The organism is Pseudomonas sp. B6002, from assembly GCF_013385985.1.
Lineage (GTDB): Bacteria > Pseudomonadota > Gammaproteobacteria > Pseudomonadales > Pseudomonadaceae > Aquipseudomonas.
Map to the genome: position 1 here is coordinate 164946 of NZ_JACAOY010000010.1, position 22132 is coordinate 187077.

The 22132-nt window shown below is 57.7% G+C and carries 20 protein-coding genes; 11 read left to right on the forward strand and 9 right to left on the reverse strand.

What is annotated here, in order from left to right; translation table 11 throughout:
• Positions 1–19: 19 nt before the first annotated feature.
• The 4 genes from mdtD to yccS all read left to right on the forward strand — a co-directional run bounded on the left by mdtD (position 20) and on the right by yccS (position 6684).
• Complete coding sequence (gene mdtD, locus HX792_RS14260) at positions 20–1447, forward strand: multidrug transporter subunit MdtD (RefSeq protein ID WP_176996700.1); 1428 nt, start codon at positions 20–22, stop codon at positions 1445–1447.
• Between the two features lie 130 nt (positions 1448–1577).
• Positions 1578–2915 (forward strand): ATP-dependent RNA helicase DbpA, encoded by a 1338-nt coding sequence (gene dbpA / locus HX792_RS14265; RefSeq protein ID WP_256349848.1) that lies wholly within the window; start codon positions 1578–1580, stop codon positions 2913–2915.
• 195 nt (positions 2916–3110) lie between these two features.
• Positions 3111–4289, forward strand: a complete 1179-nt coding sequence (locus HX792_RS14270; protein WP_176996702.1) for an NAD(P)/FAD-dependent oxidoreductase — start codon at positions 3111–3113, stop codon at positions 4287–4289.
• A gap of 211 nt (positions 4290–4500) precedes the next feature.
• Complete coding sequence (gene yccS, locus HX792_RS14275; RefSeq protein ID WP_176996703.1) at positions 4501–6684, forward strand: YccS family putative transporter; 2184 nt, start codon at positions 4501–4503, stop codon at positions 6682–6684.
• 94 nt (positions 6685–6778) lie between these two features.
• Here the strand turns inward: yccS and HX792_RS14280 are convergent, their stop codons facing one another.
• A complete protein-coding gene (locus HX792_RS14280) occupies positions 6779–7516 on the reverse strand; it encodes an ABC transporter substrate-binding protein (protein WP_176996704.1) in 738 nt (245 codons plus the stop codon).
• 220 nt (positions 7517–7736) lie between these two features.
• On the opposite strand from HX792_RS14280, the gene HX792_RS14285 reads away from it, so the two are divergent.
• Positions 7737–8189, forward strand: coding sequence for a GNAT family N-acetyltransferase (locus HX792_RS14285; RefSeq protein ID WP_176996705.1), 453 nt, complete (start codon positions 7737–7739; stop codon positions 8187–8189).
• Positions 8190–8295: 106 nt separating this feature from the next.
• Here the strand turns inward: HX792_RS14285 and HX792_RS14290 are convergent, their stop codons facing one another.
• From HX792_RS14290 to HX792_RS14300, 3 genes are read right to left on the reverse strand one after another with little or no spacing between them, the layout of a single operon-like run.
• Entirely contained in the window at positions 8296–8592 is a 297-nt protein-coding gene (locus tag HX792_RS14290) for a helix-turn-helix domain-containing protein (RefSeq protein WP_176996706.1), read from the reverse strand.
• Between the two features lie 18 nt (positions 8593–8610).
• Positions 8611–9111, reverse strand: a complete 501-nt coding sequence (locus tag HX792_RS14295) for a M48 family metallopeptidase (protein WP_176996707.1) — start codon at positions 9109–9111, stop codon at positions 8611–8613.
• Positions 9112–9152: 41 nt separating this feature from the next.
• On the reverse strand, positions 9153–11258 hold the full coding sequence (locus HX792_RS14300; protein ID WP_176996708.1) for a bifunctional diguanylate cyclase/phosphodiesterase: 2106 nt from the start codon (positions 11256–11258) through the stop codon (positions 9153–9155).
• A 308-nt stretch (positions 11259–11566) separates the two neighbouring features.
• Between HX792_RS14300 and HX792_RS14305 the strand changes: the two genes are divergently transcribed.
• The 6 genes from HX792_RS14305 (at position 11567) to HX792_RS14330 (ending at position 16733) form a co-directional block, all read left to right on the forward strand.
• Positions 11567–12232, forward strand: a complete 666-nt coding sequence (locus HX792_RS14305) for a polysaccharide lyase family 7 protein (protein ID WP_176996709.1) — start codon at positions 11567–11569, stop codon at positions 12230–12232.
• 1539 nt (positions 12233–13771) lie between these two features.
• On the forward strand, positions 13772–14245 hold the full coding sequence (locus HX792_RS14310) for a hypothetical protein (RefSeq protein WP_176996710.1): 474 nt from the start codon (positions 13772–13774) through the stop codon (positions 14243–14245).
• Positions 14246–14302: 57 nt separating this feature from the next.
• Positions 14303–14608, forward strand: coding sequence for a hypothetical protein (locus tag HX792_RS14315; protein WP_176996711.1), 306 nt, complete (start codon positions 14303–14305; stop codon positions 14606–14608).
• Between the two features lie 95 nt (positions 14609–14703).
• Complete coding sequence (locus tag HX792_RS14320; RefSeq protein WP_176996712.1) at positions 14704–15363, forward strand: hypothetical protein; 660 nt, start codon at positions 14704–14706, stop codon at positions 15361–15363.
• 29 nt (positions 15364–15392) lie between these two features.
• Complete coding sequence (locus HX792_RS14325) at positions 15393–15797, forward strand: hypothetical protein (RefSeq protein ID WP_176996713.1); 405 nt, start codon at positions 15393–15395, stop codon at positions 15795–15797.
• 537 nt (positions 15798–16334) lie between these two features.
• A complete protein-coding gene (locus HX792_RS14330; protein WP_176996714.1) occupies positions 16335–16733 on the forward strand; it encodes a hypothetical protein in 399 nt (132 codons plus the stop codon).
• A gap of 1217 nt (positions 16734–17950) precedes the next feature.
• On the opposite strand, the gene fba is transcribed toward HX792_RS14330, so the two are convergent.
• From fba to epd, 5 genes are all read right to left on the reverse strand, one after another.
• On the reverse strand, positions 17951–19015 hold the full coding sequence (gene fba, locus HX792_RS14335; protein WP_003177554.1) for a class II fructose-bisphosphate aldolase: 1065 nt from the start codon (positions 19013–19015) through the stop codon (positions 17951–17953).
• Between the two features lie 215 nt (positions 19016–19230).
• Positions 19231–19566: an MliC family protein gene (locus HX792_RS14340; protein WP_122488822.1), complete on the reverse strand. Its 336-nt coding sequence runs from the start codon at positions 19564–19566 to the stop codon at positions 19231–19233.
• A gap of 47 nt (positions 19567–19613) precedes the next feature.
• Entirely contained in the window at positions 19614–19844 is a 231-nt protein-coding gene (locus tag HX792_RS14345) for a hypothetical protein (RefSeq protein WP_176996715.1), read from the reverse strand.
• 29 nt (positions 19845–19873) lie between these two features.
• A complete protein-coding gene (locus tag HX792_RS14350; RefSeq protein WP_010207155.1) occupies positions 19874–21037 on the reverse strand; it encodes a phosphoglycerate kinase in 1164 nt (387 codons plus the stop codon).
• Positions 21038–21054: 17 nt separating this feature from the next.
• Complete coding sequence (gene epd / locus HX792_RS14355) at positions 21055–22110, reverse strand: erythrose-4-phosphate dehydrogenase (RefSeq protein WP_176996716.1); 1056 nt, start codon at positions 22108–22110, stop codon at positions 21055–21057.
• Between the last annotated feature and the right edge of the window lie 22 nt (positions 22111–22132).

Genomic DNA, 22132 nt, shown 5'->3' on the forward strand with positions numbered 1-22132 from the left:
GCTAACAAAAGGGTTTTCCATGCCGAATCGCGTCCCGCTCGATGCCAAGACCGCCCGCTGGCTACCCTGGGTGGTCGCGATTGCCTTCTTCATGCAGTCGCTGGACGGGACGATTCTCAACACGGCACTGCCGGCCATGGCCCGGGACCTCGCGGAAAACCCGCTGCGCATGCAAGGGGTGGTGATCGCCTACATGCTCACCGTCGCCTTGCTGATCCCGGCCTCAGGCTGGGTCGCCGACCGTTTCGGCACCAAGAAGATCTTCTTTGGCGCCATCATGCTGTTCACCCTTGGCTCGCTGCTGTGCGCACTGTCCAGCAGCCTGACCATGCTGGTGGGTGCGCGGGTCATCCAGGGCTTGGGCGGTGCCTTGATGCTGCCCGTCGGCAGGCTGGTGGTGCTGCGCGCTTACCCCCGCTCCGAGCTGGTGAGGATCATGGGCTTCATCACCATCCCCGGCCTGCTCGGCCCGTTGCTCGGCCCGACCATGGGCGGCTGGATGGTGCAATACCTGACCTGGCACTGGATCTTCCTGATCAACCTGCCGGTGGGCATGGTCGGTTGCTACGCCGTGTGGAAACTGATCCCTGACCTGCGCGGCAGCGAACGCACGCGTTTTGATAGCGTGGGCTTCCTGCTGTTCGGCGCGGCGATGGTGCTGATCACCATCGCCATGGAAGGCCTGGGCGAACTGCACCTGCCGCACCTGCGAGTGATGTTGCTGCTGTTCGGCGGGCTGGCGTGCCTGGCGGCCTATTGGTTGCGGGCCGGGCATATCGATAACCCGCTGTTCTCGCCGGTGCTGTTCAAGACCCGCACCTTTGCCGTGGGCATCCTCGGCAACCTGTTCGCGCGGCTGGGCAGCGGCGCCCTGCCGTTCCTGGTGCCGTTGCTGTTGCAGGTGGCGCTGGGCTACTCACCGTCGGAAGCCGGCATGAGCATGCTGCCCCTGGCGGCAGCGGCGATGTTTGCCAAGTCCATCGCCCGCACCCTGATCGAGCGCCTCGGTTACCGCGTCGTGCTGACCGGCAACACCTTGTTCCTCGGCATCATGCTGGCCAGCATGGGCCTGGTCAGCGAACACACGCCCTACCCGCTGCTGCTGTGCATGCTGGCGATCCTGGGGGCGATCAACTCCCTGCAATTCACCGCGATGAACACCGTTACCCTGATCGACCTGGACGACGCCCAGGCCAGCAGCGGCAACAGTTTGCTGTCGGTGGTGGCGCAATTGTCCCTGAGCCTCGGGGTGGCCTGCGCCGGTGCGCTGCTCGGCGGCTTTACTGCCGAAGCCGGGAACGATGGCGTGGAAAGCGTGCTCGGCGCCTTCCAATTGACCTTCCTCACCGTCGGCATCATGGCGATGCTGGCGGCGGCGATCTTCCTGCAATTGTCGCCCACCGACGGCAAACGGGTGGTCAGCCGCGAGCATGATATCGAGCACTAGCGGGCGTCTCGTCTAGAACTTGCAGGGAAAATCCTTCGAGACTGGTACACTGCGCAACATTTTGTTTTGCAGAGCCAGTCCCGTGACTACCATCGCCACCGCTTTTAATACTTTGCCCCTGTCCGCCGCCATGCTGGCTAACCTCGACTCGCTGGGTTATGTCGAGATGACGCAGATCCAGGCGCAAAGCTTGCCGGTGATCCTCAAGGGGCTGGACCTGATCGCCCAGGCCAAGACCGGCAGCGGCAAGACCGCCGCCTTCGGCATCGGCCTGTTGAACCCGATCAACCCGCGCTACTTCGGCTGCCAGGCCCTGGTGATGTGCCCGACCCGTGAGTTGGCCGACCAGGTCGCCAAGGAAATCCGTCGCCTGGCCCGTGCCGAAGACAACATCAAGGTACTGACCTTGTGCGGCGGCGTGTCCCTCGGCCCGCAAATCGCCTCCCTGGAGCACGGCGCCCACGTCATCGTCGGCACCCCGGGCCGCATCCAGCAGCACCTGCGCAAGGGCTCGCTGGTACTGGACGGATTGAACACGCTGATCCTCGACGAAGCCGACCGCATGCTCGACATGGGTTTCTACGACGCCATCGAAGACATCATCAGCAAGACCCCGCCGCGCCGCCAGACCCTGCTGTTCTCGGCCACCTACCCGGTGAGCATCAAGCAGTTGGCCTCCAAATTCATGCGCGCGCCGCAACAGGTGAAGGCCGAAGCGTTCCACTCCGACGACCAGATCGAGCAGCGTTTCTACGAGATCTCGCCGGAAGAGCGTATGGACGCAGTGACCAAGGTGCTGGCGCACTTCCGTCCGGCCTCCTGCGTGGCGTTCTGCTTTACCAAGCAGCAAGTGCAGGAAACCGTGGATCACCTGACGGCCAAGGGCATTTCCGCCGTTGGCCTGCACGGCGACCTGGAACAGCGCGACCGTGACCAGGTGCTGGCGATGTTCGCCAACCGCAGTACCTCGGTACTGGTGGCCACCGACGTTGCTGCACGCGGTTTGGACATCGACTCGCTGGACATGGTGATCAACGTCGAACTGGCCCGCGACTCGGAAATCCACATCCACCGCGTGGGCCGTACGGGCCGCGCCGGTGAGACCGGCATCGCCATCAGCCTGGTGGCGCCGTCCGAAGCGCACCGTGCCCAAGCCATCGAGCAGTTGCAGAAAACCCCGCTGAACTGGGACCAACTGGACAACCTCAAGCCGCAAAGCGGTGGCCCGTTGCTGCCACAGATGAGCACCCTGTGCATCGCGGCTGGCCGTAAAGACAAGGTTCGCCCGGGTGACATCCTCGGCGCGCTGACCGGTGAAGCCGGGATTCCGGGTGCCCAGGTGGGCAAGATCGCGATCTTTGATTTCCAGGCCTTCGTGGCGGTGGAACGCGGAATCGCCAAGCAAGCGTTGCAGCGCTTGAATGACGGCAAGATCAAGGGCCGTTCGTTGCGCGTTCGCATCTTGTAAGAACCCCACATATTTACTGTGGGAACCGAATCAATGTGGGAGCAGGCTTGTGTGGGAGCCGGGCTTGCCCGCGATAGCATCACTTCGGTATGTCAGGTACACCGAGGTGATGCTATCGCAGGCAAGCCAGCTCCCACACAAGCCTGCTCCCACATTTGATTGCATTTCATATTAAGTTTTTGTGAGGACATTGCTTTGCGCTCGACCGAAGTTGTGATCATTGGCGCCGGCGCCGCAGGCTTGATGTGCGCGCTGACCGCTGCCGGGCGTGGGCGCAAGGTGATGTTGATCGACCATGCGAACAAGGCCGGCAAGAAGATCCTGATGTCCGGTGGTGGCCGCTGCAACTTCACCAATATGTACACCGAGCCGGCCAACTTCCTGTCCCAGAACGCGCACTTCTGCAAATCCGCCCTGGCCCGCTATACCCAGTGGGACTTCATCGGGCTGGTGGCCAAGCACGGCGTGCCGTACCACGAGAAGAAGCTCGGCCAGCTGTTCTGCGACAACAAGTCCAGTGACATCCTCGGCATGTTGCTGGACGAGTGCATCCAAGTCGGCGTGAACCTGCACCTGGACACCTCGATCCAGGAAATCGCCAAGGTCGGCGGCGGCTATCAGTTGCAGACCACCTTGGGCGAACTGCGCTGCGAATCCCTGGTGATCGCCACCGGCGGCCTGTCGATTCCGACACTCGGCGCCACCGGCTTCGGCTACCAGGTGGCCAAGCAGTTCGGCCATGAACTGCTGCCGACCCGCGCCGGGTTGGTGCCATTTACCATCACCGACCAGCTCAAGGAGTTGTGTGGCGAGCTGTCTGGCACTTCGGTGGATTGCCTGGTGAGCTGCAACGATCAGAGCTTTCGCGAGAACATCCTGTTTACTCACCGTGGCCTGAGTGGGCCGGCGATTTTGCAGATTTCCTCGTATTGGGAAAGCGGCGATACGGTCGAGATCAACCTGCTGCCCGACCACGACGCCCACGCCTGGCTGCAACAGCAACAGGTCGAGCGTCCGAACAGCGAACTGAAAACCCTGCTGGGCGAGATCTTCACCAAGAAGATGGCCAACCTGCTGGCCGAAACCTGGTTCGCCTCCAAGCCGATGAAGCAGTACACCCACGCCGAAATCGCCGACATCGCGCAAAAACTCGGCAGCTGGCAGTTGGTGCCTGCGGGCACCGAGGGTTATCGCACCGCGGAAGTCACGCTAGGCGGCGTGGACACGCGGGAAGTGTCGTCCAAGACCATGGAATCGCTGAAAAGCCCGGGCCTGTACTTTATTGGGGAAGTGCTGGATGTGACCGGTCACCTGGGTGGTTTCAACTTCCAGTGGGCCTGGGCTTCGGGCTATGCGGCGGCGCAGTACGCCTGACACGGCTTAACCTTGAAATGCTATCCCCTGTGGGAGCTGGCTTGCCTGCGATGGCTGTAGTGAATTCACCACTGCTATCGCAGGCAAGCCAGCTCCCACATTGGTTTTGGGGTGACCGAGAAAAATTTGCTGTCAGATGTGATCGCCGCGCTTGCCGTGGCGTCATTACTGGCTCAATTTAGCGGCATCGTCCCGGAAGACTCCAGACTTCATGTCATCGACCTCGTTCAAGCAGTCCATGCGGCGCCTGTGGGCGCTGGATAAATTCAGTTACAGCGTTCGGGTATTCATCGCCCTCACCGGCAGCATGGCGCTGTGCTGGTATCAGGATGAAATGACACTGCTGATCCCGCTGTTCCTGGGGATTATCGCCAGCGCCCTGGCCGAGACCGATGACAGCTGGCAAGGCCGCCTCAACGCCCTGGCGGTGACGCTGGTGTGTTTCAGCATCGCCGCGCTGTCGGTGGAGCTGCTGTTCCCCTACCCCTGGATCTTCGCGATCGCCCTGGCCCTGGCCAGTTTCTGCCTGACCATGCTGGGCGCCTTGGGCGAACGCTATGGCGCAATTGCCTCGGCGACGCTGATCCTGTCGGTGTACACCATGATCGGCGTGGACCAGCGCGGCGGCGCGGTAACCGACTTCTGGCACGAGCCCTTGCTGCTGGTGGCCGGCGCCGCCTGGTACGGCGTGCTGTCGGTGTTGTGGCAGGCACTGTTTTCCAACCAGCCGGTGCAACAGAGCCTGGCGCGGTTGTTCCGCGAGCTGGGGCGTTACCTCAAGCTCAAGTCGTCGTTGTTCGAGCCGATCCGCCAGTTGGACGTGGAAGCACGCCGCCTGGAACTGGCCCAACAAAACGGCCGCGTGGTCGCGGCGCTTAATGCGGCGAAGGAAATCATCCTGCACCGCGTGGGCAATGGTCGCCCAGGCTCGAAGGTCAGCCGCTACCTGAAGCTGTACTTCCTGGCCCAGGACATCCATGAGCGCGCCAGCTCGTCCCACTACCCCTACAACGCCCTGGCCGAAGCCTTCTTCCACAGCGATGTGCTGTTCCGCTGCCAGCGCCTGTTGCGCCAGCAAGGTAAAGCCTGCCAGACCCTGGCCGAGTCGATCCAACTGCGCCAGCCGTTCATCTATGACGACAGTTTTGCCGAGGCCCTGGGCGACCTGAACGCCTCCCTGGAACACCTGCGCATCCAGAGCAACCCGGCCTGGCGTGGGCTGCTGCGTTCCTTGCGTGCCCTGGCCGCCAACCTGTCCACCCTCGACCGCCTGCTGGGCGATGCGAGCAACCCCGATTCCCTGGCCGATGCCACCGACAGCAGCCTGCTCGACCGTGCACCGCGCAACCTCAAGGAAATGTGGACGCGCCTGCGCACCCAGCTCACGCCAACATCGCTGCTGTTCCGCCATGCGTTGCGCCTGCCGCTGGCGCTGAGTATCGGCTACGGCATGGTGCATTTGATCCACCCGTCCCAGGGCTACTGGATCATCCTCACCACCCTGTTCGTGTGCCAGCCCAACTACGGCGCCACCCGGCGCAAGCTTGGCCAGCGGATAGTTGGCACCGCCATCGGCCTGACCGTGGCCTGGGCGCTGTTCGACCTGTTCCCAAGCCCGCTGGTGCAATCGCTGTTCGCCATCGCCGCCGGCCTGGTGTTCTTTATCAACCGTACCACCCGCTACACCCTGGCCACGGCGGCGATCACCTTGATGGTGCTGTTCTGCTTCAACCAGGTGGGTGATGGCTACGGGCTGTTCCTGCCACGGCTGTTCGATACCTTGCTGGGCAGCCTGATTGCCGGCCTGGCGGTGTTCCTGTTCCTGCCGGACTGGCAGGGCCGCCGCCTGAACAAGGTGCTGGCCAATACCCTGACGTGCAACAGCATCTACCTGCGGCAAATCATGCAGCAATACGCCGCCGGCAAGAGCGACGACCTGGCCTATCGCCTGGCCCGGCGTAACGCGCACAACGCGGATGCCGCGCTGTCGACCACCCTGGCCAACATGCTGATGGAGCCGGGGCATTTCCGGAAGGAAGCCGATGTGGGCTTCCGGTTCCTGGTGTTGTCCCACACCTTGCTGAGTTATTTGTCTGGCTTGGGCGCACACCGGGAAACCCAATTGCCGGCCGAAGTGCGCGAGCATTTGATTGGCGGCGCCGGTAATTCGCTGGCGGCGAGTATTGATGAAATCGCCACCGGGCTTGCGAACAAGCAGCCCATTGCGATTCAGAGTGATGCGGAAGAGGCCCTGGCGGTGGACCTTGAGCAGATGCCGGATGAGATCGATGAAGGGCAGCGGTTGGTGCAGACGCAACTGGCGTTGATCTGTCGGCAGTTGGGGCCTTTGCGGACGTTGGCGGCGCATTTGATCAAGGATACCAGCGAGGCTTAGATCGCTATCGCAGGCAAGCCAGCTCCCACAGTTGACGGTATTCGCAATTCAACCTGTGGGAGCTGGCTTGCCTGCGATGGGGCCCTAAAGCCGCCTACATCCCGTGCTCTTTCATCAACCGCTCATAGCTGCCATCGACCTTCATCTTGGCAATTTCCCGGTCGAAGCTGGCCACGATCTGCTCATGCTGCGGGTTCTTCAGGCTCACCAGGATGTGCAGGCTGTTTTCGGTCAGGGGCTTGGGCAAGAACTCCACCGCATTGCGCACACGCGGTGACTCCCGCGCCAGGTAGTAACGGGCCACGTACTCATCTTCCACCGTCAGCCGCACACGCTGCGCCGCCAGCATGCGCACGGCCATGGCGAAGTTATGCACCGGTACTTTCTGCAATTGGGTGTCCTGGTCGAACGCTGGCGAGTAGGCATAGCCGCGCACCACAGCAATCGATTCGTCGTGCAGTTGCTCCAGGTTCTGGTAGTCGATGGGGTCGTCGCGGCGCTTGATGAAACGCACGCGGTTGAGCAGGTATTCGCCGGAAAACTGCCCCAGTTGCGTGCGGGCATCGTCGTACCAGGCATTGACCAGCACGTCGTAACGCCCGTCTCCCACGCCCATCAGCGCGCGGGCCCAGGGTACCTGCTCGAAGTCGCTGGCATACCCGGCACGCGCCAGCGCCGTGGTGACGATGTCGGTGGCCAGGCCGCCATTGATCAAGGTGGCATCGGTAAAGGGAGGCCAGGCATCCGCTACCAGGCGCAGACGCTGTGCGAGCGCCGGTGTCGCCAGCAGCAACATTCCTATCAAAGCAACGGCACGAGAAAATCGCGGCATGCTCAAAGTCCTTGGCGGGCAGGCGTTGGCCTGAGCTCAGGCTCAACCTGAGGTTCTAACAGTAGCTCATCAATGAGACTGCATTGCAGATTACACAAAGAAGTCAGCGGCGAATGCACAGAATGATGGCAAATTGACGCCATTCACAAAAATGCCAGATTTAGACAGCGCCGCTCGCCACGCTTACTATCGGCACAGACACTTGATAAGAGAGCACACCATGACAGTCGAATGGGTCTGCAAACACCACGATGACCTGGGCAAGGACCAGCTGTACGCCATCCTGCGCCTGCGTAACGAGGTTTTCGTCGTGGAGCAGAAATGCGTTTACCAGGACCTCGACGGGCAAGACCTCTCGGGCGACACCCACCACTTGATGGTGTGGCAGAACGACGAGCTGGTGGCCTACCTGCGCCTGCTGGACCCGGAGTCCCAAGGCGGTGACGTGGTGATAGGCCGGGTCATCGTGGCACCCGTGGCACGCGGTACGGGGCTGGGGCATCGGATGATGGAAGAGAGCCTCAAGCGCATTGAGGATATCTGGCCCGAAACGCCGATTTTTCTGTCAGCCCAGGCGCATTTGCAGGGGTATTACGGGCGGTACGGGTTTGTGGTGGCGGGTGAGGAATACCTTGAGGATGATATTCCACATATTGGTATGCGGCGCGACTGAGGGCCTCATCGCAGGCAAGCCAGCTCCCACACTTTGACCGTGCAAACCCGATCCAATGTAGGAGCTGGCTTGCCAGCGATGGCGCCAGTACGGTCAACACCGAGCCTCAGGGATACCCCAACACCTGCTTCACCGAAGCCAGATTCCCCTCAATCCACCCCCGATCAATCGCCCCCCAGCTGCGAATCCGATAGTGCCCCGCATGGTTGCGGGCGCCGTCTTCCTGCTCGAACTCACACACAATATCCAGGTCGGCCAACGCCGCAATGGTGTCCTGCGCCGTGCGCCGGGGCATGCGGGTCACGTCGGTCAGCGCGGGCACGCTGCTGGCCAGCCCGCTGTCAATCAGGTAGGCCACGTACAGGCGGCGGTAGAAGCTGCTCTTGGTCTTGCTCACATCCATGGTGGTCGCCTTGTGCGGTCAGGGTTTGCCCTGTAGGTCGCGATACGTGAGGTACACCCGCAGGTCGAATTCCACCTGATGGTAGCCCGGCATCATGTAGTCGCAGAGTTTGTAGAACGCCTTGTTGTGGTCCGATTCCTTGAAGTGCGCCAGTTCGTGCACCACGATCATGCGCAGGAATTCCGGTGCCGCCTCCTTGAACAGCGAGGCGATGCGAATCTCTTTCTTGGCTTTGAGATTGCCGCCCTGCACCCGTGAAATCGTGGTGTGCAGGCCGAGGGCGCGGTGGGTCAGGTCCAGGCGGTTGTCGAACAGCACTTTGTCGATGGCCGGCGCGTTGCGCAGGTGTTCCTGCTTCAAGGCCAGCGCATAGGCGTACAGGGCCTTGTCACTCTGCACGGCGTGGCGCTCGGGGTAGCGCTTTTCCAGGTAGTCGCCCAACTGGTCCTTGGCGATCAGCTGGCGAACCTGCTCCTGGAGCGCGGCGGGATAGGCCTGGAGGTATTTCAGGACGGTCATGGGGTCTGCAACAGGGTTGGAATGGCGCCAGTGTAGCGAATTCAGCGCAAGCGCGGGGACGACCAGCCCGCCACTTCCTCTGCCATCAGCGGCTGCGCCGCCAGCGGCCCCTGGATAAATGGGCAACCGTTGGCCTTGAGCCACTGGGATTGCTCCAGCGTCTCGACGCCCTCGGCCACCACCAGCACATCAAAATGCCCACACAACTCAATAATGCTGCGCGCCAACGCCGCATCCCGCGCCGAGGCCGGCAAGCGCGCCACCAGTCGCGGGTCCAGCTTGAGGGTATCGAACTCCAGGTCGCGCAAATGGGCCAGGGAGCAGTGGCCGCAACCGAAGTCATCCAAAGCGATCCGCACGCCGATCTGGCGCAGCAGCCGCAGCTGTTTGGTCGACTCTTCGAGGTTGCTCATCAGGCTGTCTTCACTGATTTCCACCTCCAGCTGCCGCCCCTGCAGCCCATGTCGTTCGAGCACCTGCTGCAGTTGGTTGGCCAGGTTGGGCATGTTGAACTGGCTGCTGCTCAGGCTCACGCTCAGCACCAGCTCGCTGTCAAAGCTGGCTTGCCAGGCCTGGCGCTGGGCCGCGACCTGCTGGTAGATCCACGCACTGAGCTGGCTGATCAGGCGTGCCTCTTCCAGCAGCGGTAGAAACAGCCCGGGCGGTACATCGCCGACGCTGGGGTGCTGCCAGCGCAACAGCGCTTCGACGCCGCGCAAACGCCCATCCTCCAGGGACACTTGGGGCTGATAAACCAGGGTGAAGTCCTTGTTCTGGATGGCCGTGCGCACACTGTCTTCAAGCATCAGGCGCGAACGGGCGCGGCCGTTCATTTCCTGATCGTAATAGCGATATTGCTGGCGCCCCGCCCGCTTGGCTTCGTACATGGCAATGTCAGCGGCCCGCAGCAGGCCGTTCAAGTCCGAGCCGCAATCCGGGAACGTGGCGATGCCAATACTGACCCCAAGCATCACGTCCAGCCCCTCAACCTGCTGGCACACCGACACCCGTTCGATCAGTTTTTCCGCAATCTTGGCCGCCTGCTCAGGGAACTCAAGCTCCAGCAACGCGGTGAATTCGTCGCCGCCCATGCGCCCCAGCACATCATAAGAGCGCAGGCAGCTTTGCAACTGCTCCGACACCCAGCGCAGCACCCGGTCACCGGCGTCATGGCCCAGCGAATCATTGACCCGCTTGAAACCATCGAGGTCCAGGTACAGCAAGACCAGGGACTGTTCGCTCCGCTCGCTGCGTAACAAGGTGTTTTCCACCGCCTGGTAGAACCCTCGACGGTTCAACAGCCCGGTCAGCGGGTCGGTGACCGCCTGGAACTCCAGTTGCTGGTGCAGGTGACGCACCTCAGACATGTCCAGCACCGTCACCACCATCGCCTTGCGCTCGACGGGCAGCGACGCACAGGACATGGCCACCGGCACCTGCTGGCCGCGATCGGTACGCAAGATGGCGTCGTGCAAACGCCAGGTCTCGCCCTTGCGGTACCCGGCCATCATCTGCGACTCCAGCCATACGGGCACATGGGGTTTTTGCAGGAAGCCCAGGAACTCCCGACCTTGCAGCTCCTGGAGCGTCGCGTTGAGCAGGCGCGAGATCGCCGGGTTGGCGTACTCGATCACGCCCTCTTCACTCACCACCAGGATGCCTTCGGCGGCGTTGTCCAACACCGAGGCATTAAAGGCGCGGGCGGATTCCAGGTCATGGCTCAGGCGTTGCAGCGCGCGGCGGTTGCGCTGGTGCTCCAGCAAAGCCTGGACCTTGGGCTTGAGAATATTGGGATCGAAGGGTTTGAGCAGGTAGTCGATGGCGCCACTGGCATAGCCTTCCAGTACCGCAGACGGTGATTGCGCATGGGCACTGAGGAAAATGATTGGCGTCATGCGCGTGCGCTGGCTGCCGCGCATCAACCGTGCGACTTCAAAGCCGTCCATGCCGGGCATCATCACATCCAGCAGTACCAAGTCGACTTCGTGCGCCAGTAGCAACTCCAACGCCTCCACCCCGGAGCTGGCGGTGACGACCTGCCAGTCTTCCCGGTGCAAAAGCGCGCGCATGCTGATCAGGTTTTCCGGGTAGTCATCGACCACCAGAAGAACCGAACCGCCATCGCCGTGGTGTGGGGCGCCATCCATGCTACGTCTCTTCCTTGGGGAGCTTCCGGTCATTTCTGAGAGAAAAACCGGACAAACGCTGAGGCCTCACTCTAGCCCCGGTTCCAAAAAATCAGAAGTGACACGGGAGCCCTCATTGACCCAAAGCTCAGGAAGCCGACTAACGGTCAGCCCCTACACGCCCCGAATCATGGGAAACATGGCTTTTTGACATTCCTCTGACGCCAATAATTTGCCAATCGCCGTTTAACAAGTGAGTGAGCAGCGCCTATAAAGAACCTGTGAGCCCCCTGGGACAACGCTTTCACCCTCTGTAAAAGGCCAACGCCATGATCGACCTCTCTACCTGGAACCTGAGCATTCCGGTCGGCTCGCCACCGGCGACCATCGACACCCCGAAACTGCTCAGCGGCTTCAAAGACCAGTATTTCCAGGCCGAAGGCAGCAACGTGCAATTCTGGACCCCGGTGACCGGCAGCCGCACCGAGAACGCCATCTACCCCCGCAGTGAACTGCGCGAGACCTACGCCGATGGGCGCCTGCGCAACTGGACCTACCCGGATGCCGACAACTTCCTGCGCGCCACCTTGGCGGTCAATCAAGTGCCCTCCACCGGCAAGGTCGTCATTGGCCAGATCCATGCCTATGACAGCCAGAAGCCGCTGATCAAATTGGAGTACCAGTTCAAGGAAAAGACCCAGACCGGCAACATCGTCGCCAAAGTGCGCATGCGCCCGGATGAGGACGAAGGGCGGGTGATCATCGTGGCGTCGAATGTGCCGCTGGAGAAAAGCTTCACTTACGTGATCAACCTGAACAAAGCCGGACTGCTCAGTGTGTATGCCGCCGACGGGGAGTGGAATGAGCGTATTGGTGCAGCCTGGGGCGCCAAGCAGTTGTATTTCAAGGCAGGGGTGTATGTGCAGGACAACAGCGGGAACAGCAAGGAGGGGGCAAGGGTGACGTTTGCTAAGTTGGATATTGATCACGAGTGAGCACGGGCTTATTTCATTTAGGGCGCGTCCAATGGCGCAGATGGATCATTCGCTTTTTTGAAACACCCCCGATACCCGTTGGAGCCCGGCTTGCCGGCGATGACTGTATGTCAGTCGCCGAAAATTTTGACTGGGCCATCGCCATCGCTATCGCCGTGCGGGAAGGCCTACACAAACGTTGCGGAGAGCCAGGTGGCGGGGGAACCCACTTCCACCCCACCGCACACCCCGGCATTGAAACGCCATCGGCGCGCCTGTCGTGTTGATCGACAGCGACACCCCACTACTGGAGATCCACACCTCCCTGCGCGAAAACCATCAACCTGATGGCCTCCTCCAGCCTGCTGGAGTTTGCCGGGTGCGATCTGAACAATATGGCCAACACGGCGCGCATTCTGGTTTAGGAGGTAATTGATGTATTCCACGTCGTTGAGCGGCACAGCTTCAATACCCTCAGCGCAAGCAGAATAAAAGCCTGCCTCGCTGCAGACTTCTTTAGACACAGGTACGTGGGGCCAAACCGAATAGACGCTATCGAAAAAAACGCTAAAAAACTGTGAATGTTGACAGTTACACAACGGGCAATTAGTCGTGACCATGAGGACGCCAACTCGTGAAAAAGGCGAAGGGCGATTTAGCGCAATCGACTTGATTGACCCATTGACTACAGACTCTACGGAAATCACCATGCCTATTCCCTTTATTGCACCCCGCCCTTCTGTGAGTGGTGCCTCACCTACCGCGCCCCCATACCTATACGTGACCCCAAAGGCAGCTGCTTCGCGGTGCTGATTACGGTCCCTACAGGAAGCGTGAGCAGCTTCCAGGCGGGCGACATTATGGAGGGGGTCGTTGCAACAAACTGGAAATGGCCCAAACGGTCTGTATCCACGGCAAAATATTCGACGTCAAGGTTTCAGTCAAAACTTTGTCAATTCACTCATTAACGGTCAGGCCTTAATAGGTCATGAATTTTGTGGCACCGTCATAAAAAACACAAACTTTGTGATGAAAATTACAATCACTGACCCCAGCGGAATAGTGCTTAAATTACTAACCACTAATTTAACAGTTAGATTTTTCTGAGCACATTAATTATTAAGGCATTCACCCTCCAAACGTAGTTGAACTGCCAATGAACTTTGACGCCGGGAAACTTATCACTCGCTACCCATTATAAAATTTAACTATCCCCGCAGAACCTTTCTCAAGAAATCGCGCGTGCCTCCCTCCTCACGGGGTTTGCGGAACATACGCCGCTGGCCGAGGCGACATCAAAGTTAAAACGGCAGTGAGCGTTAAGTAAACCAACGATTTCAGGAACCGCTCGGGTGTAGCTGCCAGGAAAGAAACATCCAAACGACACAGATATTTTATCTCGAGTTGGATAAACCTTGACCGAAACAAACGTTAGAGTGTTTTAGCCTATCTCGAATAATGTCTATAGCGAAAAACCATAAAAAACTGTCAACTTTGACAGTGCCAAGCGTAAAAAAAAGACGGACCATTAAGACTCTTACATTCCTTGAGGCGTTCAAAATGGCTACCTTCAACAATATATTCTGGAACCCACCTACAGTAGTGACAGTTCCCGATTGCTGCTCAGTAACAACACCACCTCCTCCACCTGCCCCAAACCTGACCATTGGCACTCGCCCGGCCATTAACATGAATGTATTCCCGCGGGTTGGAGACTACGTAGTTGCCCAAGCGTTGGGCACTGGAGGCGTAGCAACAGAAATTTCGGGGTTTGTGGATAACTATTCAGCCGATGGGCAAACGACAGTTATCGCTGATGGTGAAACAGGCACTAAAACCAATGTAAGCACTCGATTCGTGACCTTTTGGGGACCCGTGCAGACCGTTAATCAATACCCCGGTCAGAACATCGGCTTCCAAAACAACTTCAACGGTCCAGTCTACGGCGTCAACCAGTACTCACAAGGGGGATATTACAGACGCCAATTTATGGCATCAACACGCGCCTTAAAAGGCTCAGTACTGACTGAATGACATAAATGCGCCGCCGTGCCGCGAGAAGCTTTAACACACTATGAAAGGAGCAACACCATGTCCATCATCGTTGAATACGTGGTACAGATATTAGAAGTAGACGTCGGAAAAGACTTTGATTTCTTGAGTGCGGGGACCATTTACAAAAATGCCACTCTCGTCGCATCAAATTATGATGCTTCCATGGAGGACATTATAATGACTATTAGCTCAGTTAATGGCATTGAAGCGATTGCTTATAAAGACACCGTACCACTCATCCCGATGGTTGCCGCTCAGGCAATTTCGGTTCCGTCGCCAACACAGCAAATAAGCACCGAAAAAATTTCTTATATGATCGGCTCCAGAAAAGCAGTCCAATAACATCTAAATCATCGTTAGTTCTTGCCGTCAGGCGTGGTCATAATACATGACCACCCTGACTTTAAAAACTCGCGAATAAATAGAGCGCATTCGACATGAATATAATTAACCTATTTCAACAATATATCGTGATTTCGCCCGAGGATATATTTTCGTTTGATGCCGACGACCAATTTTACCAACATGCGCAGCTTGTGTCAGTGCATCAAGGGGCAGCCTTAATAAAAACGCAGCATGGCGATCAAGAAGCAATATCCGTGAATAGCATGAGGTTGGTAATACGGCTTATCCCAGAATCATCTTCCCTGCTACGCAACTCACCGCCTGTAAAAAAAAAGCCTCACACAGCAACGTCTTTAGGCTTCCCCCTTGACGGTTTAGGTATTCGCTCTTACTCCTCTCAAGGAGCTAGTTATGCAGAGCCACTATTTCAGGGTGTGGTACCGGTCTCGAATTATACGGAACCACAATATCAAGGCGTCGTGCCTAATGTTCAATACCCAGCGTCAGCCCCCCCTGGGACTAGCTCGCCGGTGAGCTCGGTCATCGTAGCAACTATCAATGTCCCAGTTTATGTGGAAATAGTAACTCATCAGGATGGCAGTCAAAATATTAACATATACGATCAAGCCAGCTACCCATCCATTGGCTCAGTGCCCTCATCCCCGACTCAAGGGGTAGACATGGCCTTTTTTCTTGCCGAAGAAGAAAGGCGTGAAAAGGAAAGATTGGCTTTCATCATGGATTACTCCTGACTTATAAGACTTATACTAAGGTGGCTATTATGCCGTTACCCATTATCATGTCTGGCCCTGATTTTCCCGGTGTGACTAAACCGAAAAGTGGCCCTTACAAAATCCCGCTCACCCCATCCAATCAGATAATGAATATTGTAGTAACACCCGCTGTCTATAGTGCCTTCGCACCAGCCGATCAATGGCGAGTATCCGCTCAGCGTAATGGCAGTAACCCTGCAGGCGCTTACCCGATCAATATCATTTCACTGGAAAGTATTGCACAGCAAAAAATGGATACTGCAATAAATACCCCACCCCATTATTTTATCTTAAATGTCAGTATGTTAAAAACGCTCACAAAAAACCTAACCTATACCTTAAGAATCACACTCACAGACAACAACGGCGTGATAAAGGCATTGGCGCCAAACACATCAATCATGATTATTTGAAATACTACGGTGTTTATCTAAATCAGATACATATAGGAAACTCAGGAAGCTTTTACCATGCCAACCATACCGCTGATAATGTCAAGACCCACATTCTTGAATAAGCCTAGCCCCATCTCTGGACCGCTTCGCGTGCAGCCAAATACCGCATGCGAAGTGGTAAAAGCGCCGGCAAATCCAGCGTTACTTGCGGGTCTAACCGTTGGGGATAGGATAACCATCACTCTACAAAGAAATGGCATCAGCTCAAGCGGGCCGAACCCTGTGAACACCCTCTTTACTGAGGTGTTATCGGCGCAACGAATCCAACTCGCAACTACACAGAAATTTATAGGAATGGAAATCTGCTCATTCAGATCTCTTCTGGCCAATACCGTCTACACACTCAGAATAAATATCACTGACGCGGGAGGTCTCATCAAAGCGATATCAGCCAACCTGACGCTCACCTTGTGATGCGCATGGGCTCAAACATCGGCTGAATCTCACATCAAAGCTTATAAGCATTGAGTTTAAATATTCATCAGGGAGACTGTGATGCCACTGCCACTGATTGGACCAAAGCCTTACTTTTACAATGTCAACAATCCAGCCCCTGCACCTTATGCAGTATCGATCCCCCAAAACAGCATCATTCTTGTTTGGCCCTTGACCACGGCAATTATCCAAATATTGCTGGCAGGTAATGTGGCCACGGTCACACTACAAAAATCGGGCAATGGCCCGGCAGGGCCTTATCCACGACAGCAGGCGCACCGACGGGTATTAGATCAGGTCAGTATTAATCATCTACAAAGTACAAAAGCGTTAATGCTTGAAATGCGTGACCTAGGCCCCTTCAGATTAGGAACCAATCACGTACTACGGATCGAAATAACTGATTCAGCTAACCAAGTTTTTGCTCTATCAACCAATCTCACGGTCGTATTTAACTAAACTGCTGCAGCTTACGCTGCAGCGACCTACCGGCCTCTCACCGAGAACAATCCAATGCCAGCCCCCTACCTTACCTCTCAGGCAACATTTACACCTACGCCACCTGCTTCGACAGGGCCTAAATTGATACAGTTGAACACTCCCGGCAGTTGTTTCATGGGGCAAGTCCCCGTTCCGGCAGGCAGTACAAGCAGCCTAACTGCAGGCAACATTAAAGTTGCACAACTCCGGCAAGCGGGGACCACTAATTGGATCGACCTCGCGACATTGCCCATTTACGTTAATGGGGAAACCTCACACACCGCTACGTCTCCAAATATAATTCAAGTAGAAATGTGCTCCTCCGAAGTAGACATTAATTTCAAAAAAAACATCACTTACACTTTCAGAATTCTCGTCAGAGACCCGACGGGACAATCGATCATTGTCTTGGGCACTAACACTAATATTCGTCGCGTCTAATATGATCTCACACAGAAGTGAGGCTCTACCGGCAGAATAGGGGGGGGGGGGGCGCGCCCCCCCCAACACATTACGTTGCAAACTCCGACGCTGTTGTCGTCCATTATTTATCGCGGTGAGCGACGAGTATTTTTCTCTTGAACCAAGGATTTGCGCGATTAAATCACAACTACTCCTATTCACGTACTCAACTGGCTTCTACCTAGATCAAAAACGCATAATCCTTATTATAAATAAATAGAAAACTGTAATTTCTGACAGTTACACAGCATCCGGGCAAGTCTATATTGTCACTTAGACACCTCACTTAATAGAAATCCAATTAAAGGGAAGGAGTTCAAAATGTACAAAACTCACATCACACACAACTCGCCGGCCTGATAACGATTTCGCTCATATTAATCACGCCTCAAGTATTTGCCACGTGCAATGCAAACTCTGTAAGTTATGCCGTTGCAAACAATCTGTCGCCGACAAACTCGCCTGCGTTTCAGTCAACACTTAATAACTACATGAGTCAGGCAGGCGCCGGTCAAGTGCGCGCCATTTCAGAGTCTGGCATGACAACTCAAGAGTATTTGCAAGATGCCTTGTGGGTAAACTATAACAGCACTACGAGCAAAATTACTGGATTTGGTTGCGGGCATTAAGTTAAACATCACGACAGAGCTGAAGCTGTTTTAGTTTTTAATCCAGTTGTTTAATGCCCACAAAAAAGCCCGCATCTCTGCGGGCTTCTTTTTAAACGCAGAGGCTTAATTCACCTTAGCGTTCAACTCACCTTTGAGGTAACGCTGATACATCGCTTCCAACGAGATCGGCTTGATCTTCGACGCATTGCCCGCAGTTCCAAACGCTTCATAACGTGCGATACACACGTCACGCATCGCCGTCACAGTCGCACCAAAGAACTTACGCGGATCGAACTCGCTCGGGTTGGTGGCCATCAGGCGACGCATGGCGCCGGTGGACGCCAGGCGCAGGTCGGTGTCGATGTTGACCTTGCGCACGCCGTACTTGATGCCTTCGACGATTTCTTCAACCGGTACGCCGTAGGTTTCTTTGATGTCGCCGCCGTACTGGTTGATGATCGCCAGCCACTCTTGCGGGACCGAGGAAGAACCGTGCATCACCAAGTGGGTGTTGGGGATGCGTTTGTGGATTTCCTTGATGCGGTCGATGGCCAGCACGTCGCCGGTAGGCGGCTTGGTGAACTTGTAGGCGCCGTGGCTGGTGCCGATGGCGATGGCCAGGGCGTCGACTTGGGTCTTTTTCACGAAGTCAGCGGCTTCTTCCGGGTCGGTCAGCATTTGGCTGTGATCCAGCACGCCTTCGGCGCCGATGCCGTCTTCTTCACCGGCCATGCCGGTTTCCAGGGAACCCAGGCAGCCCAGCTCGCCTTCAACCGACACGCCGCAGGCGTGGGCCATGGCGACAGTTTGTTGGGTCACGCGTACGTTGTACTCGTAGTCGGTTGGGGTCTTGCCGTCTTCGCCGAGGGAGCCGTCCATCATGACCGAGCTGAAGCCCAGTTGGATGGAGCGCTGGCACACGTCAGGGCTGGTGCCGTGGTCCTGGTGCATGCACACCGGGATGTGCGGGAATTCTTCGATGGCCGCGAGGATCAGGTGACGCAGGAACGGCGCGCCGGCGTATTTGCGGGCACCGGCCGAAGCCTGGACGATCACAGGGGAGTCGGTCTTGTCAGCGGCTTCCATGATGGCGCGCATCTGCTCAAGGTTGTTGACGTTAAAGGCTGGGACGCCGTAGCCGAACTCGGCTGCGTGGTCCAGCATTTGACGCATGCTGATAAGTGCCATTGTGTTGTCTCTCCCGGTCGAGGGTCGTTAATCGTGCAAGCCTGCCGTAGCGGTGGCTGCTATTCAAGTTATTGCAGGCCCGGCATTCAATACCGGGCCTACTGAATCGTTAAACCTTTCTGTAGGAGCCGGCTTGCCGGCGATGGTGGTCTTGAAAACGCCGGCGACCTCAAGGGCCTCATCGCCGGCAAGCCGGCTCCTACAGGGGTAAAGCGTTATTGGGCTTTGCAACCACGGCCGATCAAATCGTCGGTGGCTACCCAGTAAACCAGGCCTTCCTCACCTTTTGTGTGAAACGCCAGTTGGTCGTTGGCGTACAGCACGCCCGAAGCGGCGACGTCCTGTTTAAGGCGATAAACCTGGTCGGAACCGCCGAGGCGTACGTCCACCTCGGATTTAGCCTGATTAGCAAAGCGCCAGTTGACCTCAGCCTTGCTGTCGCAGGTCCAGGTGGTCCACTTGTCGGCAGGCTCGGCCTTGCTGTTGAACATGTTCATGCTGCTGCAGCCAGCCAACAGGGCCAGGGCTGCCAGGGCGAAAACGCCTTTCATTGCCAATCCTCGTAGGGCGGCCCACAGCCGCCAGTTGATCAGACCCGTCAAGGGCAACCCTGTTCCTGACCGTTGGGCGCGGCGTCGTATTTCTCCAAGCGCTCGTTGCCGATGCGCTTGTTGATCACCGGCATGGTCTCCGCCTGCCAGTCCGCCTGGTAGCAGCTCTTTTTCGGCTGCCCCGGCGCAGGGTTACCCGCCTCCGGGGCCGCGCTTGGCGTGCTGCCGCAGCCGGCCAACAGGCCCGCTGCGATCACCAGTGCCAACGACTTGATCATGGGAATACTCCTTTTCCGGATCACGAGCCTTAGCCTTTGGCTCGAGTTTCCAGTACTTCAACGGCCGGCAGTACTTTGCCTTCGACGAACTCGAGGAATGCGCCGCCACCGGTAGAAATGTAGGAGATCTGGTCAGCAACGCCATATTTATCGATGGCCGCCAGGGTGTCGCCACCGCCCGCGATGGAGAATGCCGAGCTTTCAGCGATGGCCTTGGCCAGCACTTTGGTGCCGTTGCCGAACTGGTCGAATTCGAACACGCCCACTGGGCCGTTCCACAGGATGGTCTGGGAGGCTTTCAGCAGTTCGGCGAAATTGGCAGCGGTTTGCGGGCCGATGTCCAGGATCATGTCGTCGGCGGCCACGTCAGCGATCAGCTTGACGGTGGCTTCAGCGCTTTCGGCGAATTCCTTGGCGACGACCACGTCCACCGGCAACGGCACGCTGACTTTAGCGGCAATGGCGCGGGCAGTGTCCAGCAGGTCCGGCTCGTACAGGGATTTGCCCACCGGGTGGCCGGCTGCGGCCAGGAAGGTGTTGGCGATGCCGCCGCCGACGATCAACTGGTTGCAGATCTGGCTCAGGCTGTTGAGCACGTCCAGCTTGGTGGACACCTTGGAGCCAGCCACGATGGCGGCCATCGGCTGGGCCGGAGCGCCCAGGGCTTTGCCCAGTGCATCCAGTTCAGCGGCCAGCAATGGGCCGGCAGCTGCAACCTTGGCGAACTTGGCTACGCCGTGGGTCGAACCTTCAGCGCGGTGGGCAGTACCAAAGGCGTCCATCACGAACACGTCGCACAGCGCAGCGTATTGCTGGGCCAGTTCGTCGCTGTTCTTTTTCTCGCCCTTGTTGAAGCGCACGTTCTCGAACAGCACGATGTCGCCGGCTTTGACGTCGACGCCACCCAGGTAGTCAGCCACCAGCGGCACGTCGCGGCCCAGGGCTTTGCTGAGGTAATCGGCTACGGGCTTAAGGCTGTTTTCAGCGGAGAACTCACCTTCGGTCGGACGACCCAGGTGGGAGCAGACCATGACGGCCGCACCTTTTTCCAGGGCCAGCTTGATGGTCGGCAGCGAGGCCAGGATTCGCGCATCGCTGGCGACAACACCGTCCTTGACGGGGACGTTGAGGTCTTCGCGAATCAGTACGCGCTTACCTTGCAGATCGAGGTCGGTCATCTTCAACACGGTCATGGGTCGCAGTTCCTGAATTACTGTTGAGGTTGTTTAGAGGCGATGTGCAGATAATGTTCCGCAACATCCAGCATGCGGTTGGCAAAACCCCATTCGTTGTCGAACCAGGCCAGGATGTTCACCAGCCTCGGGCCGGAAACGCGGGTCTGGCTGGCATCGACAATCGCCGAATGCGGGTCATGGTTGAAATCACAACTGGCGTGGGGCAACTCGGTATAGGCCAATAAGCCTTTGAGCGGGCCGCTGGTGGCGGCGTCGCGCAGGATCCGGTTGACCTCCGTCGCATCAGTATCGCTGACGGTTTGCATGGTGATGTCCAGGCAGGACACATTCACCGTCGGCACCCGTACGGCTTTGGCCTGGATTCGCCCGGCAAGTTCCGGTAACAATCTTTCGATACCGCGAGCCAGGCCGGTGGACACCGGAATCACGGACTGGAACGCCGAACGCGTACGGCGCAGGTCTTCATGGTGATAGGCATCGATCACCGGCTGGTCGTTCATCGCCGAGTGAATCGTGGTGATCGACACGTAATCCAGGCCGATCGCCTGATCCAGCAGACGCAACAGCGGCACGCTGCAGTTGGTGGTGCAGGAGGCGTTGGACACCAGCAGCTCATCACCGGTCATGCAATCCTGGTTGATGCCATAGACGATGGTGGCGTCGACATCCGCCTCGCTGGCCATCGGCTGGGAAAACAGCACACGCGGCGCGCCGGCGTCGAGAAAACGCTGGCCATCGGCACGGGTGTGATAGACACCGGAACATTCCAGCACCAGGTCGACGCCCAGTGCTTTCCAGTCGATGCCTTCGGGGGTGGCACTGCGCAACACCTGCACGCAGTTGCCATTAATATGCAGACAATCGTCCTCGACCCGCACTTCGCCTGGGAACCGGCCATGGGTGGAGTCAAAGCGTGTCAGGTATTCGATGCTGGCCATGTCGGCCAGATCGTTGATCGCCACAATTTCAAACCCGGCCGCCGCCCCTCGCTCGAACAGAGCACGCAAGACGCAACGACCAATGCGGCCGTAGCCGTTGAGTGCAACTTTGTAGGGACGCGGTTGAGGCATGGGGTTCTCGATCAAGGTTAGT

Coding starts and splice junctions, on each gene's coding strand:
- HX792_RS14345 (WP_176996715.1), bottom strand. CDS start 19,844: ATGATCAAGTCGTTGGCACTGGTGATCGCAGCGGGCCTGTTGGCCGGC.
- HX792_RS14285 (WP_176996705.1), top strand. CDS start 7,737: ATGACAGTCGAATGGGTCTGCAAACACCACGATGACCTGGGCAAGGAC.
- HX792_RS14300 (WP_176996708.1), bottom strand. CDS start 11,258: ATGGATGGCGCCCCACACCACGGCGATGGCGGTTCGGTTCTTCTGGTG.
- fba (WP_003177554.1), bottom strand. CDS start 19,015: ATGGCACTTATCAGCATGCGTCAAATGCTGGACCACGCAGCCGAGTTC.
- HX792_RS14280 (WP_176996704.1), bottom strand. CDS start 7,516: ATGCCGCGATTTTCTCGTGCCGTTGCTTTGATAGGAATGTTGCTGCTG.
- HX792_RS14330 (WP_176996714.1), top strand. CDS start 16,335: ATGCCACTGCCACTGATTGGACCAAAGCCTTACTTTTACAATGTCAAC.
- HX792_RS14305 (WP_176996709.1), top strand. CDS start 11,567: ATGATCGACCTCTCTACCTGGAACCTGAGCATTCCGGTCGGCTCGCCA.
- HX792_RS14310 (WP_176996710.1), top strand. CDS start 13,772: ATGGCTACCTTCAACAATATATTCTGGAACCCACCTACAGTAGTGACA.
- HX792_RS14315 (WP_176996711.1), top strand. CDS start 14,303: ATGTCCATCATCGTTGAATACGTGGTACAGATATTAGAAGTAGACGTC.
- HX792_RS14350 (WP_010207155.1), bottom strand. CDS start 21,037: ATGACCGTGTTGAAGATGACCGACCTCGATCTGCAAGGTAAGCGCGTA.
- mdtD (WP_176996700.1), top strand. CDS start 20: ATGCCGAATCGCGTCCCGCTCGATGCCAAGACCGCCCGCTGGCTACCC.
- yccS (WP_176996703.1), top strand. CDS start 4,501: ATGTCATCGACCTCGTTCAAGCAGTCCATGCGGCGCCTGTGGGCGCTG.
- HX792_RS14325 (WP_176996713.1), top strand. CDS start 15,393: ATGCCGTTACCCATTATCATGTCTGGCCCTGATTTTCCCGGTGTGACT.
- epd (WP_176996716.1), bottom strand. CDS start 22,110: ATGCCTCAACCGCGTCCCTACAAAGTTGCACTCAACGGCTACGGCCGC.
- HX792_RS14320 (WP_176996712.1), top strand. CDS start 14,704: ATGAATATAATTAACCTATTTCAACAATATATCGTGATTTCGCCCGAG.
- dbpA (WP_256349848.1), top strand. CDS start 1,578: ATGCTGGCTAACCTCGACTCGCTGGGTTATGTCGAGATGACGCAGATC.
- HX792_RS14295 (WP_176996707.1), bottom strand. CDS start 9,111: ATGACCGTCCTGAAATACCTCCAGGCCTATCCCGCCGCGCTCCAGGAG.
- HX792_RS14290 (WP_176996706.1), bottom strand. CDS start 8,592: ATGGATGTGAGCAAGACCAAGAGCAGCTTCTACCGCCGCCTGTACGTG.
- HX792_RS14340 (WP_122488822.1), bottom strand. CDS start 19,566: ATGAAAGGCGTTTTCGCCCTGGCAGCCCTGGCCCTGTTGGCTGGCTGC.